This is a genomic window from Streptomyces sp. R11 (assembly GCF_041051905.1).
In the GTDB taxonomy this organism is placed as follows: Bacteria; Actinomycetota; Actinomycetes; order Streptomycetales; family Streptomycetaceae; genus Streptomyces.
The window spans coordinates 4,617,675-4,632,207 of record NZ_CP163432.1 but is presented as its reverse complement, the minus strand read 5'-3'; the positions used below and the strand labels follow the sequence as shown (position 1 = coordinate 4,632,207).

The 14,533-nt window shown below is 68.0% G+C and carries 9 protein-coding genes, 1 tRNA gene and 1 pseudogene; all 11 read right to left on the bottom strand.

Annotation, left to right across the window (positions count from 1 at the left end):
- Positions 1 to 108 precede the first annotated feature (108 nt).
- The 11 genes and pseudogenes from AB5J55_RS21180 to dnaA all read right to left on the bottom strand — a co-directional run bounded on the left by AB5J55_RS21180 (position 109) and on the right by dnaA (position 14,325).
- Positions 109 to 774, bottom strand: a complete 666-nt coding sequence (locus tag AB5J55_RS21180) for a YdcF family protein (RefSeq protein ID WP_369272179.1) — start codon at positions 772 to 774, stop codon at positions 109 to 111.
- Positions 771 to 1,157, bottom strand: a pseudogene (locus tag AB5J55_RS21175) (UTRA domain-containing protein); the annotation flags it as partial. The pseudogene AB5J55_RS21175 and the gene AB5J55_RS21180, both read right to left, overlap by 4 nt.
- 139 nt (positions 1,158 to 1,296) lie before the next feature.
- Positions 1,297 to 1,373 (bottom strand) — tRNA-Ile (locus tag AB5J55_RS21170).
- Positions 1,374 to 1,499: 126 nt separating this feature from the next.
- Positions 1,500 to 2,306 (bottom strand): DUF3566 domain-containing protein, encoded by an 807-nt coding sequence (locus tag AB5J55_RS21165; RefSeq protein ID WP_369272178.1) that lies wholly within the window; start codon positions 2,304 to 2,306, stop codon positions 1,500 to 1,502.
- Positions 2,307 to 2,324: 18 nt separating this feature from the next.
- The gene (gene gyrA, locus AB5J55_RS21160) at positions 2,325 to 4,916 is read right to left on the bottom strand and encodes a DNA gyrase subunit A (RefSeq protein WP_369272177.1); all 2,592 of its coding nucleotides are present in this window, start codon (positions 4,914 to 4,916) and stop codon (positions 2,325 to 2,327) included.
- Positions 4,917 to 4,958: 42 nt separating this feature from the next.
- Positions 4,959 to 7,019, bottom strand: coding sequence for a DNA topoisomerase (ATP-hydrolyzing) subunit B (gyrB, locus tag AB5J55_RS21155; protein ID WP_369272176.1), 2,061 nt, complete (start codon positions 7,017 to 7,019; stop codon positions 4,959 to 4,961).
- A gap of 478 nt (positions 7,020 to 7,497) precedes the next feature.
- Entirely contained in the window at positions 7,498 to 8,049 is a 552-nt protein-coding gene (locus tag AB5J55_RS21150) for a DUF721 domain-containing protein (RefSeq protein ID WP_369272175.1), read from the bottom strand.
- Positions 8,046 to 9,167 (bottom strand): DNA replication/repair protein RecF, encoded by a 1,122-nt coding sequence (gene recF, locus AB5J55_RS21145; RefSeq protein WP_369272174.1) that lies wholly within the window; start codon positions 9,165 to 9,167, stop codon positions 8,046 to 8,048. The genes AB5J55_RS21150 and recF overlap by 4 nt, the downstream gene beginning before the upstream one ends.
- A 160-nt stretch (positions 9,168 to 9,327) precedes the next feature.
- The gene (gnd, locus tag AB5J55_RS21140) at positions 9,328 to 10,203 is read right to left on the bottom strand and encodes a phosphogluconate dehydrogenase (NAD(+)-dependent, decarboxylating) (protein WP_369272173.1); all 876 of its coding nucleotides are present in this window, start codon (positions 10,201 to 10,203) and stop codon (positions 9,328 to 9,330) included.
- A 207-nt stretch (positions 10,204 to 10,410) separates the two neighbouring features.
- Positions 10,411 to 11,541 carry a DNA polymerase III subunit beta gene (gene dnaN, locus AB5J55_RS21135; protein WP_362386260.1) on the bottom strand — a complete coding sequence of 377 codons (1,131 nt, stop codon included), beginning with the start codon at positions 11,539 to 11,541 and terminating at the stop codon, positions 10,411 to 10,413.
- 858 nt (positions 11,542 to 12,399) lie between these two features.
- The gene (gene dnaA, locus AB5J55_RS21130; RefSeq protein WP_369272172.1) at positions 12,400 to 14,325 is read right to left on the bottom strand and encodes a chromosomal replication initiator protein DnaA; all 1,926 of its coding nucleotides are present in this window, start codon (positions 14,323 to 14,325) and stop codon (positions 12,400 to 12,402) included.
- Positions 14,326 to 14,533 lie beyond the last annotated feature (208 nt).

The window sequence follows — 14,533 nt, the reverse complement described above, 5'->3', positions numbered from 1 at the left end:
TCATGGCTTCCGGCCCTGTCCACATGTGGGCGCGCGTCGGCGCCCGGCGGAGCGGAGCGCAGCCGGGGCTTGATGAGGTAGAGAAATCTGTAACAGCTCTAGCCTGCGTCAAGCCGAAGGGGCGTCAGTGGTCAGGAGTCGGCTCGTGAATCCGGCCTGGCAAAGGCGCTCGTACGCCTCGGACACGTCGGCGGGTACCGGTTGGCTGATCATGAAGCCCTGCTCCGGGTAGATCATCAGTCGCTGCAGCGCGCCGACCAGCATGTCAATCACCAAGCGGGCGTCACCGATGGAGTCGACGTACTCGTCCAGCGTCATCGGGGTGGAAGCGCTGATGATCTCGACGTCAGGCCAGAGTTTGCGTGCGGTGGCGTACGCTCGCCGCTCTTCGTACGGCTTGCTGATCAGGAGGACCGAGGACACCTCGATGCCGGACTCTTCCAGGAGCTCTCGCGAGAAGCGGATGTTCTCGCCCGTGTTGCGGGCGCGCGACTCCACGAGGACGGCCGCGCTGGGGACGCCAAGCTCCAGCGCTCGCTCCTGGTAGTGCACGGCTTCACCGCGGGGCATGCGTTCCCGTGTCGTGGGGCCGGTGGCACCGGTGAACACGAGCAGGGGGGCCATGCCGCGCTGGTATAGCTCTACCGCTGTGTCAGCCACCCCAAGGTCGTGACTGCCGAGTCCGATCGCCACCGAGCACGGCCGGAGCGGGTGGCCCATCTGGTGGTAGTCCCAGATACGCCGGGCATCTGCCCAATCCTGCGTCGAGATCACTGCAGCCCCTTCCCGTCCTTCGCCGAGTCGGGTACCTGGAAGTCGTACTCCCACGCGAAGCGCGATGCCGCGTGTACCCCGATGGCGAACTCCACGACAGTGCCAGAAGCCGTGTACGTCGTCCGGTGCAGCTCGACGACTGGTTCCCCTGGCGGCAGTTGCAGCTGCTTCACCTCGTCCGGCGTGGCAGCACGGGCAAACAGTCGCTCCCTCATGTGATCGATCTCGTAACCCGCGTCGTACAGCACGCGAAATCCGCCGCCTCGGCCGGCGGGTCCCGGCGTGGGGTCGACCAGTCGCGTGCCCTCCACGTGCTCAGGTCGGTAGTAGCTGGTCAGGGTGTGCGTCGGCTGATCTCCTTCCTTGACCAGCCGCGCGCGGGCAGCGAGCGGGAGGCTGTGACGCTGCTCGCAGAGCTGCTGGAGGACCCGCTGATCGGGTGACCGCGGCCGTTCGCCGTCGTTGGTGTCAACGATGGGTGTCAAAAGACCCCCGGACCGATGGTCCGGGGGTCTTTTTCGCTGGTGGGGCTAACAGGATTTGAACCTGTGGCCTCATCCTTATCAGGGATGCGCTCTAACCAACTGAGCTATAGCCCCGCCGCGCTCTGCGGGGTGTGTCCCGCGCGCTGACTCCTGAAGATTAGCGCACGACGTGCGCAGTCCCAAAATCGGTTGTCCGGGAACCGTCAGGAGAGGTTTGAAGCCGCCCTGGGGCGGCAACGGTCACTCGTCCTCAGCGAGCGTCAGCTCGACGCCGCCCACGAAGCCGGCGGAGAGGTTGTAGATGAACGCGCCCAGGGTCGCCAGCGCCGTCGCGAGGACGACGTCGATGACCGCGATGATCGACGTGAACATCAGGACGTGCGGCAGCGAAAGGAAGGCCTGCAGGTCGAAGCCGTTCGACTCGTTCGAGCCGGTGGCCTCGGAGATCGTGCCGCCGACCGTCGAGAAGACGCCCATGGCGTCCATGACCATCCAGAGCACCGCGGACGCGACGATCGTGCAGATGCCCAGCGCGATGGAGAGCAGGAAGCTGACCTTCATGACCGACCACGGGTCGGCCTTGGCCACGCGCAGGCGCGCCTTGCGGGTGCGGGGCGTCGTACGGGCACCGGTGCGCGGCCGGCGTACGGCGCTCTCGGGAGCGGGCGTCTGGTAGGCCTGCGGCGGGTGGTAGGGCCCGGCGGACTGCTGCGGCTGCCGTTCCCCGGGCAGCGGCGACGTGGACGGCGCGGAGGCCGTCTGCTGCGCCCCTGAGGGCTGCGTCTGAGGCTGGGCGCCCAGAGCAGCCGAGCCCCCGCCGGCCGCGTACTGCTGGGTCTGCGAGCCTCGGGTGTCCGTCACGGGTCCCCCCTGGGATCCAGGTGCGTCGGGCGAGGGCGAGCCCTTCGCGGGCGACTTGATCGCCTTCAGCTGGGTGGTGTGCGGGTCCGTCGCAGGCGCGGCGGAGCCACGGCCGCCGCCCGTCTCCGAACCGGCTGTAGAACCGGTCGAGGTACCGGACGATCCGGCGCCCGTGGCTCCGCTCACGATGACTCTCTCCTCGTGCTACTCGGCCGAGGGCGTTTCACCCTCGTCCGTGCCGGTGGTCGCGGCACCCTCGGCGATCTCGTCGACGGCAATGTCGCCGTCGACCTCCTCCGCCTCGCGTCCCGCCTCGGCGTTACGTGCGATACCGACGACGGCATCGCGCTTGCCCAGGTTGATCAGTTGGACGCCCATGGTGTCACGGCCCGTCTCCCTGACCCCGTTGACTCGCGTACGAATCACACCGCCGCCCAGCGTGATGGCGAGGATCTCGTCGGTCTCCTCGACCACCAGCGCACCGACGAGCGATCCGCGATCCTCGACGATCTTGGCGGCCTTGATGCCGAGGCCGCCGCGACCCTGGACGCGGTACTCGTCGACGGGAGTCCGCTTCGCGTACCCGCCGTCGGTGGCAGTGAACACGAACGTACCGGGTCGAACAACATTCATCGAGAGGAGCTCGTCTCCCTCGCGGAAGCTCATGCCCTTGACACCCGAGGTCGCGCGGCCCATGGGACGCAGTGACTCGTCGGTGGCGGTGAACCTGATCGACTGTGCCTTCTTGCTGATCAGAAGCAGATCGTCGTCGGCCGAGACGAGCTCGGCACCGATCAGTTCGTCGTCGGAACCGTCCGCCGTTTCCCGGAGGTTGATCGCGATCACACCACCGGAGCGCGGCGAATCGTAATCCTTCAGAGGCGTCTTCTTCACCAGACCCGCCTTCGTGGCGAGCACCAGGTACGGCACCGCCTCGTAGTCGCGGATCGCGAGGATCTCGGCGATCGCCTCGTCCGGCTGGAAGGCGAGCAGGTTCGCGACGTGCTGCCCGCGCGCGTCACGGCCGGCGTCGGGGAGCTCGTACGCCTTCGCCCGGTAGACGCGGCCCTTGTTGGTGAAGAACAGCAGCCAGTGGTGGGTCGTCGAGACGAAGAAGTGGTCGACAATGTCGTCTTCCTTGAGCTTCGTGCCCCGTACGCCCTTGCCGCCGCGCTTCTGCGCCCGGTAGTCGACGGTCTTGGTGCGCTTGACGTAACCGCCGCGCGAGACCGTGACCACGATGTCCTCTTCGGCGATGAGGTCCTCGATGGACATGTCGCCGTCGTAGGGGACCAGCATGGTCTTGCGGTCGTCGCCGTACTTCTCGACGATCGCTGCGAGTTCCGCGCTGACGATGCCGCGCTGGCGGACCGGCGAGGCGAGGATCTCGTTGTACTCGGTGATCTTCGCCTGGAGTTCGTCGTGCTCCTGGACGATCTTCTGGCGCTCCAGGGCGGCCAGTCGGCGCAGCTGCATCTCGAGGATGGCGTTGGCCTGGATCTCGTCGATCTCCAGGAGCTCCATCAGGCCCGTGCGCGCGATGTCGACGGTGTCGCTGCGCCGGATCAGCGCGATGACCTCGTCGATGGCGTCCAGTGCCTTCAGCAGGCCACGCAGGATGTGCGCCCGCTCCTCGGCCTTGCGCAGGCGGAACTTCGTACGACGGACGATGACCTCGATCTGGTGCGTCACCCAGTGGCGGATGAACGCGTCCAGGGAGAGCGTGCGCGGGACCCCGTCGACGAGCGCCAGCATGTTGGCGCCGAAGTTCGTCTGCAGATCCGTGTGCTTGTAGAGGTTGTTGAGTACGACCTTGGCGACCGCGTCCCTCTTGAGCACGATGACGAGACGCTGACCGGTACGGGAACTGGTCTCGTCGCGGACGTCAGCGATGCCGCCGACCTTGCCGTCCTTCACCAGGTCGGCGATCTTCTGCGCGAGGTTGTCGGGGTTGACCTGGTAGGGCAGCTCCGTGACCACCAGGCACTGGCGGTTCTGGATCTCCTCGACCTCGACGACCGCGCGCATGGTGATCGAGCCGCGGCCGGTGCGGTACGCCTCCTCGATGCCCTTGCGGCCGACCACAAGGGCGCCGGTCGGGAAGTCGGGGCCCTTGATGCGCTCGATGAGCGCGTCCAGGAGCTCCTCGTGCGAGGCCTCCGGGTTCTCCAGGTACCACTGGGCGCCGGCCGCGACCTCGCGCAGGTTGTGCGGCGGGATGTTGGTGGCCATGCCGACCGCGATACCGGCAGAGCCGTTGATCAGCAGGTTCGGGAAGCGGGCCGGCAGGACGGTCGGCTCCTGGGAGCGGCCGTCGTAGTTGTCCGTGAAGTCGACGGTCTCCTCGTCGATGTCGCGGACCATCTCCATCGACAGCGGCGCCATCTTGCACTCGGTGTACCGCATGGCCGCCGCCGGGTCGTTGCCCGGAGAGCCGAAGTTGCCGTTGGAGTCCACCAGCGGCATCCGCATCGACCACGGCTGCGCGAGGCGGACCAAGGCGTCGTAGATCGAGGAGTCGCCGTGGGGGTGGTAGTTACCCATGACGTCGCCGACCACGCGCGCGCACTTGTAGAAGCCGCGCTCGGGGCGGTAGCCGCCGTCGTACATGGCGTACAGGACACGGCGGTGGACGGGCTTGAGGCCGTCCCGGACGTCCGGCAGCGCACGCGAGACGATGACGGACATCGCGTAGTCGAGGTACGAACGCTGCATCTCCGTCTCGAGCCCGACGGGCTCGACGCGCAGGGCCAGGCCGTCGTCCTCAGGCGTGACGGGAGTGTTCTCGTCGGTCATTGCTGGTGAAGGTCCTTCCTGGTGCGGTCAGCTGAGACCGACTCAGATGTCGAGGAAGCGGACGTCCTTGGCGTTGCGCTGGATGAACTGGCGACGGGCCTCCACGTCCTCGCCCATGAGGACCGAGAACAGGTCGTCGGCCTGAGCGGCGTCGTCGAGGGTGACCTGGCCGAGGACGCGGTGCTCCTGGTCCATCGTCGTGATGCGCAGCTCCTCGGCGTTCATCTCGCCGAGGCCCTTGAAGCGCTGGATCGAGTCCTCGCGGACGCGCTTGCCACGCTGACGGCCCATCTCCAGCAGCGCGTCGCGCTCACGGTCGGAGTACGCGTACTCGACCTCGTCCCGGCCCCACTTGATCTTGTAGAGCGGGGGACGGGACAGGAACACGTGCCCGGCCTCGACCAGCGGCCGCATGAAGCGGAACAGGAAGGTCAGCAGCAGGGTGTTGATGTGCTGGCCGTCGACATCGGCGTCCGCCATCAGGATGATCTTGTGATAGCGCAGCTTCTCGATGTCGAAGTCCTCGTGGACTCCGGTACCGAAGGCCGAGATCAGCGCCTGGATCTCCTGGTTCTGCAGGATCTTGTCGATCCTGGCCTTCTCCACGTTCAGGATCTTGCCGCGGATCGGGAGGATCGCCTGGTACTCGGGGTTGCGGCCGGACTTGGCCGAGCCGCCGGCGGAGTCACCCTCGACGATGAAGATCTCGCACTTGATGGGGTCGTTCGACTGGCAGTCGGAGAGCTTGCCCGGCAGGGAGGCGGTCTCCAGCAGGCCCTTGCGACGCGTCAGGTCACGGGCCTTGCGGGCCGCCACGCGCGCGGTGGCTGCCTGGATGCCCTTGCGGATGATGTCCGCGGCCTCGTTCGGGTTGCGGTCCAGCCAGTCGTTGAGGTGCTCGTAGACGACCTTCTGGACGAAGGTCTTCACCTCGGTGTTGCCCAGCTTGGTCTTGGTCTGGCCCTCGAACTGCGGCTCGCTCAGCTTCACCGAGATGATCGCGGTCAGACCCTCGCGGATGTCGTCACCCGTGAGGTTGTCGTCCTTCTCGCGCAGCAGCCTCTTGTCGCGCGCGTACTTGTTGATCAGCGAGGTCAGCGCGGCGCGGAAGCCCTCTTCGTGCGTACCGCCCTCGTGGGTGTGGATGATGTTGGCGAAGGAGTAGACACCCTCGGTGTAGCCACCGTTCCACTGCATGGCGATCTCGAGGGACAGGTGCTTGTCCTTGTCCTCGGCCTCCAGGTCGATCACGGTGGGGTGCACCACTTCTCCCTTACGGGAGTTGAGGTACTTCACGAAGTCGACGATGCCGCCCTCGTAGTGGTACGAGACGGTCTTGACCTCGTGCTTCTCGTCCTCGCCCGCCTCATCCGCACCGGCGGTGGCCTTCGCCGACTCGCGCTCGTCGGTGAGGTTGATGCGCAGGCCCTTGTTGAGGAACGCCATCTCCTGGAAGCGCCGCGACAGCGTCTCGAAGGAGTAGTCGGTGGTCTCGAAGATGTCCGGGTCGGCCCAGAAGGTGACCGTGGTGCCGTGCTCGTCCGTGGCCTCGTGCTTGGCAAGCGGGGCCGTCGGGACGCCCAGCTTGTAGTCCTGAGTCCAGCGGTGGCCGTCGGTCTTGATCTCGACGGACACCTTGGTCGACAGGGCGTTCACGACCGAGACACCCACGCCGTGCAGACCGCCGGAGACCGCGTAGCCGCCGCCGCCGAACTTGCCGCCCGCGTGCAGCACGGTCAGCACGACCTCGACGGCCGGTTTGCCCTCGGACGGCACGATGCCCACCGGGATGCCACGGCCGTTGTCCACGACCCGTACACCGCCATCGGCGAGGATCGTCACGTCGATCGTGTCCGCGTGCCCGGCCAGCGCCTCGTCGACCGAGTTGTCGACGACCTCCTGCACGAGGTGGTGCAGGCCGCGCTCACCGGTCGAACCGATGTACATACCGGGTCGCTTGCGGACCGCGTCCAGACCCTCGAGGACGGTGATGGCGCTGGCGTCGTACGAGGCGGTGACCTCGCCGTTCGACGAGGTGACCGCGCCGTTGGCGCCGGCGTCGGTGGACGGGATGTTCTCGTTGGGGTTGCCGGAATCGGCCACGAAGCGCCCTTTCTGGCACAGCACGAGCCAGGCTCGTCGGCGGGTTGCCGGAGCGGCTGCGGCATGTTGCGTTGGTAAGCCTTGATCAGCGTTGCTCAGCTTTTCCCGGACGGTCCCCACGAATGGGGCGGGATTAGGCTCCAGTCTACCGGTAGCGCCGACAGTGATGGGGGTTTGCCGGTACCTGAGTCCGCATGTGCCGCCCTGAACCCGGCTCTCCCGACTCCCGATATACGGATGGGGGCTCCGAGAGGCTCACAGAGCCACTCAGCGCTTCCGGCCGTCAACCCTTGGCTACTTAGGAGTCAGGTCGCGATTCGCAACCGCGTGCGGTTGCGCGAGGAGGAGGTCGCAGGCGGCACGTCGCGGCGGCAGATGACAGTTGATGTGATGTCGGTCACCTGTGGCCGACGGGGCTGCGGGGACTGCTGTGACGGCGGCTCGGGAAGCCCGTTCACGCGTGGCCCCGCCGGTCCGATCACCCGTAGGTGTCGCCGGGCCCCGTGCTGCCGGGAGCGCGCAGCGGGCCGTAGCGGCGGGCCGGGCCGCCGGGGCCCTGCACCTTGATCTGCCGCACCGCGCCATGCCCGAGGTCCTCGTTGAGGCGGGCGACCAGCGTCGGCGCGAGCAGCCGCAGGTTCGTCGCCCAGGCCGTCGAGTCGCAGCGCACGATCAGGGTCCGCTCGTCCTCGTCGTACTTCTCCGGGACGCAGTGCTTGGCGACGTCCTCGCCGACGATCTGCGGCCAACGTCCCATCACACCGCCCACGGCGGCCGGGGCCTCCCAGCCCCGCTCGGTGATCAAGCGGTTAATGGCGGAGCCGAGCGCCATGGGGTCGCGGCCGTCCGCCCGCGCGCCGGAGCGCAGGCCGCCGCGCCGCGCCTGCTTCTTCTGCTGCGCCGCGTCGCCTCGCGCGCGTGCCTGCTCCTTGGCCGCCCTGAGCGCCACGCGCGCGAGGTCGACGCCGGAGGGTTCGGGGGTCTTCCCGGGGGAGCCCTCGTTGCCGTTCGCGGACGGGTTCTCGCTCATACGCGCTCCACCGTCCCCTCGGCCACCGTGTACCGCGCCCCCGTCAGCACATGTGGTACGTCGTCGTCGACCGCGGCGGTCACCAGGACCTGCTCGCCGGGCGCGACCAGCTCGGCCAGGCGCTCACGGCGCCGAGTGTCCAGCTCGGCGAAGACGTCGTCCAGGACCAGCACCGGTTCGTTGCCCTCCGCCCGCAGCAGGTCGTACGAGGCCAGACGCAGCGCCAGCGCGTAGGACCAGGACTCGCCGTGCGAGGCGTATCCCTTGGCGGGCAGCTGACCGAGTTTGAGAAGCAAATCGTCCCGATGAGGGCCTACGAGGGTGACGCCGCGCTCGATCTCCTGTTTGCGGGCCTCGGCGAGCGCCGCCATCAGCTGCTCGAAGAGGTCCTCGCGCGTGTGGGCCTCGCCGGGAGCCGACGGTTTGTAGTCCAGCGCGATGGGGCCGCCGCCGGGGGCCAGTTGCTCGTACGCCTTGTCGGCCAGCGGCTGCATCGTCGCGATCAGGTCCAGGCGCTGGGCGAGCAACTCGGCGCCCGCGCGGGCGAGATGCTGGTCCCAGACGTCGAGGGTGGACAGGTCCATGGAGCGGCCGCCGTGCCGACGTGCCAGCGCGGCCGACTTCAGGAGCGTGTTGCGCTGCTTGAGGACCCGCTCGTAGTCGGAGCGGACGCCGGCCATGCGCGGGGAACGGGCGGTGATCAGCTCGTCGAGGAATCGGCGCCGCTCGCCGGGATCGCCCTTGACCAGGGCGAGGTCCTCCGGGGCGAACAGGACGGTCCGTACGATGCCGAGCACGTCACGGGGTCTGACCTGCGAGGACCTGTTGATGCGGGCCCGGTTTGCCTTGCCGGGGTTCAGCTCCAGCTCGATCAGCTGCTGCCGCTCGCCCTGCCGCACCTGCGCCCGGATGACCGCCCGGTCGGCGCCCATGCGGACGAGGGGCGCGTCGGAGGAGACCCGGTGGCTGCCGAGGGTGGCGAGATAGCCGACGGCCTCGACGAGGTTGGTCTTGCCCTGGCCGTTGGGCCCGACGAAGGCGGTGACGCCCGGGTCGAGCGGGACTTCGACCCGGGCGTACGAGCGGAAGTCGGCCAGCGACAGATGCGTGACGTGCATGGTCGTTCGCCGACCTCCCCCAACATGTGGTTCGACTGTCCCCAGTTGTGGACAACCGGGTCACTCCTGAGGGTGCCAGGGTGCCATCCCCAGGGTGTGGATTACTTTCTCCGGTCTCCGACGGGCACTCCCGCCCCGTCGGTCACTTGTGTTCCACCCGTCACTTCTTCTCGACCGCGTGGCCGCCGAACTGGTTCCGCAGCGCCGCGATCATCTTCATCTGCGGGGAGTCGTCCTGGCGGGACGCGAACCGCGCGAACAGCGACGCGGTGATCGCCGGCAGCGGCACCGCGTGGTCGATGGCTGCTTCCACAGTCCAGCGTCCCTCGCCGGAGTCCTGTGCATAACCCCGGAGCTTGTCCAGGTGCTCGTCCTCGTCGAGGGCGTTCACCGCGAGGTCCAGCAGCCAGGACCGGATCACCGTGCCCTCCTGCCAGGAGCGGAAGATCTCCCGGACGTCGGTCACGGAGTCGACCTTCTCCAGCAGCTCCCAGCCCTCGGCGTAGGCCTGCATCATCGCGTACTCGATCCCGTTGTGGACCATCTTCGCGAAGTGCCCCGCGCCGACCTTGCCGGCGTGTACAGCGCCGCGGTCGCCCTCAGGCTTGAGGGCGTCGAATATGGGCTGCACCTTGGCGACGTTCTCCGCGTCGCCGCCGTACATCAGCGCGTAACCGTTCTGCAGGCCCCAGACGCCGCCGGAGACGCCGCAGTCGACGAATCCGATGCCCTTGGCCGCCAGCTGCTCGGCGTGCCGCTCGTCGTCCGTCCAGCGGGAGTTTCCGCCGTCCACCACGACGTCACCGGGCTCCAGCAGCTCGGCGAGCTCGTCGATGGTCGACTGGGTCGGGGCACCTGCCGGGACCATCACCCAGATCACGCGCGGGCCGGGGAGCTTGCCCACAAGCTCTTCCAGGCTGTGGGCATCCGCGAGGTCCGGGTTGCGGTCGTATCCGACGACGGTGTGGCCTGCGCGGCGGATCCGCTCGCGCATGTTGCCGCCCATCTTGCCGAGGCCGACGAGACCGAGCTCCATCAGTTGTTCCTTAGGTTGCTGTGGCGTGTGGGGCACCTTCGTACCCGCGTACGAGCCTAAACCCGGACGCACGCGCACATCCGTGGGCATAGGCGCTCATACGTACGCCCTCACCTGCGGCTTCGTCCGACAGATCGTCCCCAGGCCCGGTGATCCACCGGTGCTGGGGACGCTGTGGACAACCGCGGCGCCGACCTCGGCAGCCGCTCAGCCGCTCAGCCGCACCGGCATGATCAGGTACTTGTAGGCCTCGTCCGCCTCGGCGTCCAGCGCCGGCTTGCCGCTGAGCAGCGCGGGCTTCGTGGACGTCGTGAACGACAGCTGGGCGACCGGGGAGTCGATGGCGCTCAGGCCGTCCAGCAGGAAGGTCGGGTTGAAGGCGATCGACACGTCGTCGCCCTCCAGCTGGGCGTCGACCCTTTCCACAGCCTGTGCGTCGTCGCTGGAACCGGCCTCCAGGATGAGCACGCCCTGCTCGAAGCTGAGCCGCACCGGGGTGTTGCGCTCGGCGACCAGGGCCACGCGCTTGACGGCCTCCACGAAGGGGGCGGTCTCGATCACTGCGACGCTGTTGAACTCCGTCGGGAACAGCGAGCGGTACTTGGGGAGGTCGCCCTCCAGGAGACGGGTCGTCGTCCGACGGCCGGCGCCCTCGAAACCGATCAGGCCCTCGCCGGCACCCGAGCCGGAGAGCGCCAGGGTGACGCTGTCGCCGCTCGTGAGCGCCTTGGCGGTGTCCAGGAGCGTCTTTGCGGGCACCAGGGCGACCGCGGACGCCTCCGGGTTCTCCGGCTTCCACAGGAACTCGCGGACCGCGAAGCGGTAGCGGTCGGTGGAGGCCAGCGTGACGGTGTCGCCCTCGATCTCGATGCGCACACCGGTCAGGACGGGCAGCGTGTCGTCGCGGCCGGCGGCGATGGCGACCTGGGCGGCGGCGGAGGCGAAGACCTCACCGGGGACGGTGCCGGTCGCCGTCGGCATCTGCGGCAGCGCCGGGTACTCCTCCACAGGCAGGGTGTGGAGTGTGAACCGCGAGGAGCCGCAGACCACGGTCGCCCGTACACCGTCTGTGGAAATCTCCACCGGTCGGTTGGGCAGAGCGCGGCAGATGTCGGCCAGTAGGCGGCCGGAGACCAGGACCGTGCCCTCCTCCTCGACCTCGGCCTCGACGCTCACCCGCGCGGAGACCTCGTAGTCGAAGCTGGACAGGCTCAGCTGGCCGTCCTCGGCCTTGAGCAGGAGGCCGGCGAGGACAGGCGCCGGCGGACGGGCCGGGAGGCTGCGTGCCGCCCAGGCCACTGCCTCCGCGAGTACGTCGCGTTCCACCCGGATCTTCACTGTTGCCGCCTCCTGCTGTTGCCGGCGCTTCTCGGCCTGCCTGGCTTCGTCGTCTGTCTCGGTGTCGTCGGCCCCAGTGAGGGGAAGGACACCGGGAACAGTCTGACGCACCCCACTGACAGTAGGTGCCTCTCGGGGTCAAGTCGTGACGAGGGGCAGCCGGGAGCCGGACAGCGAGTTGTGCACAGGACCCTCTTCGAAACGGATTCCCAGCTCTCTCTAGTTGGGAGTAGTAGTAGGGCCTGTGGAAACCGTGGATAACCGCGTTTGCCCAGCTCAGAGCCGAGATTTTGTCCACGGGTCCTGTGGGCGACACCGGTGGACAACCAGGTGTATCTGTGGAGAACGGAAAGTTCTGCACACCCCATGCACAGTCTGAGGCGAGTTCTCCCCAGCGCCGTCCCCAGCTTTACCCACCTTTCCCACAGGCCAACCCGGCACCTTCGTGTGACGCCTTTCACTCGCGCCGGTGAGAAGGCGCGTCGCGTTGCCGAACAGTGGACAGTGATGTGGAGAAGCTGGGGATCACTGGGGACAAGTGGCCCCAGCCTGTGGGTTGCCGGTGGACAACTTGATGCACAGCCTGTGGATCGTCTCGCTGTCCACAGTCTGTGGAGATCGCTCGTCCACGAATCCACAGGCAGTTGACCTGGTCTGATGGTCTTTCAACAGAGGCTTCTGTGGACACAGTCTGGACAACTTTTCAGTCCCCAGGATGTGGACGGCAGAAAGTCACCGAATCTGTGGAGAGTGGCCGTAACGCGGCAAGTATTCGAACAGCCGACAACCGCGACATGACGAAGGGCGCCCCCGGTGTCTTCCACCGGGAGCGCCCTTGCGTGCGTATCGCTGGGTCGGTCAGCCGTTCTTGATGCGGTTCGTGAGCTCGGTGACCTGGTTGTAGATGGCGCGACGCTCGGCCATCAGATTGCGGATCTTGCGGTCGGCGTGCATCACCGTGGTGTGGTCGCGGCCGCCGAACAGCGCGCCGATCTTCGGCAGCGACAGGTCCGTCAGCTCACGGCACAGGTACATGGCGATCTGCCGGGCCGTGACCAGCTGGCGGCCGCGGGAGCTGCCGCACAGGTCCTCGACGGTGAGACCGAAGTAGTCGGCCGTGGCGCTCATGATGGCCGTCGACGTGATCTCCGGCGTCGCGCCGTCACCGCCCGGGATCAGGTCCTTGAGGACGATCTCCGTCAGCCCCAGGTCGACCGGCTGCTTGTTGAGCGAGGCGAACGCCGTCACCCGGATCAGCGCGCCCTCCAGCTCGCGGATGTTGCGCGAGATGCGGGAGGCGATGAACTCCAGGACCTCCGGCGGGGCGTTGAGCTGCTCCTGGACCGCCTTCTTGCGCAGGATCGCGATGCGCGTCTCCAGCTCGGGCGGCTGGACGTCCGTGATCAGGCCCCACTCGAAACGGTTCCGCAGCCGGTCCTCCAGGGTGACCAGCTGCTTGGGCGGCCGGTCGCTGGACAGCACGATCTGCTTGTTGGCGTTGTGGAGCGTGTTGAAGGTGTGGAAGAACTCCTCCTGCGTCGACTCCTTGTCCGCGAGGAACTGGATGTCGTCGACGAGCAGGATGTCCATCTCGCGGTAGCGCTTGCGGAAGCTGTCGCCCTTGCCGTCGCGGATGGAGTTGATGAACTCGTTGGTGAACTCCTCCGAGCTCACGTACCGCACGCGCGTGCCGGAGTACAGGCTCCGCGCGTAGTGCCCGATCGCGTGCAGCAGGTGCGTCTTGCCGAGCCCCGACTCCCCGTAGATGAAGAGGGGGTTGTACGCCTTCGCGGGCGCCTCGGCGACGGCGACCGCGGCCGCATGCGCGAAGCGGTTGGAGGCGCCGATGACGAATGTGTCGAAGAGGTACTTCGGGTTCAGGCGCGCGGTCGGCTCACCGGGCCCGGGCGCCGGCGCGGGCTGCGCGGCCAGCGGGCCGGGGGCGCCGGTGGTCGGCAGGTTGGCGCCGACGGGGCCGCCGCGGTGCACATGGCCGGACCCGGAGGGCGGCTCGGGCCGGTCGCGGCGACCGTCGAGGCCACGGCGGGCGTCCAGGTCACGGCGGGCGTCGCGGTCGTAGTCGGCGCGCTGCTGGTCGTAGTCCGGCCGCTGCTGCTCGTAGTCGGGGCGGTGCCCGTCGTACGGCGACCGTTCCATCGGCTGCGGCCGGTAGTCCTGGGAGGGCGGGCCGTAGGAGTCCTGGCCGTAGGAGTCCTGTTGGTACGAGTCCTGGCCGTAGGAGTCCTGCGACGGTGACGCGTACGGGTCCCGCTCCGGGAAGCCGAGCCGCTGCTGCTGCCAGCCGTACTCGTCCTGGCTCGGGCGCGGCCAGCTGCCGGGGCCGGGTTCGGGGCGCTGGTACTCGCCCGGGTAGGCCGGGCGGGCGGTGGGCAGCTGGTCGCCGGGGCGCTGGTCGTCGGCGCGGTGGCGGCCGTAGCCCTCGTACGAGGGGAGTTCGGGCTCCTCGTAGCGCGGCTGGGGTGGGGCGGGCGGCGCCGGCGGCTCGCCGGCGGAGTCGTCGACGGTGATCGCGATGCGGATCGGACGACCGCACTCGCGGCTCAGAGTCTCGCTGACGATGGGGGCCAGACGGCCCTCCAGTACGCCCTTCGCAAATTCGTTCGGCACGGCGAGCAGGGCGGTGTCGGCGACCAGCGCGAGCGGCTGGCAGCGGCGGATCCAGTGCTCGTCCTTCACCTCGACACCCTGACCGCGACCTTCACCGAGGAGTTGCTCGAGTACTCGTGGCCACACTGCGGCAAGATCGGCAGGTACGTCAGCCACAGGGCACGCTCTCTCACGGGTCCCACGAACGTGTGATTGTGGGACGGGTTGGGATTCAAACCGGGCGGAGCCCGAATCAAGGAGACAAGGGAACGAATCGGAGTCCAGTCACGGTAGTCAGGGCGGTGGCTGCGGTTCAAGTTGTTGTCCCCAGGCTGTGGATAGTGTCTCCCCGTGGCCTCTGGTTTGACCGGATGGCGTAGCCGCG

Bases quoted from the DNA above. Each gene is read 5' to 3' on its own strand.
- gnd (WP_369272173.1), bottom strand. From the start codon at position 10,203: ATGGAGCTCGGTCTCGTCGGCCTCGGCAAGATGGGCGGCAACATGCGC.
- AB5J55_RS21150 (WP_369272175.1), bottom strand. From the start codon at position 8,049: ATGAGCGAGAACCCGTCCGCGAACGGCAACGAGGGCTCCCCCGGGAAG.
- recF (WP_369272174.1), bottom strand. From the start codon at position 9,167: ATGCACGTCACGCATCTGTCGCTGGCCGACTTCCGCTCGTACGCCCGG.
- gyrA (WP_369272177.1), bottom strand. From the start codon at position 4,916: ATGACCGACGAGAACACTCCCGTCACGCCTGAGGACGACGGCCTGGCC.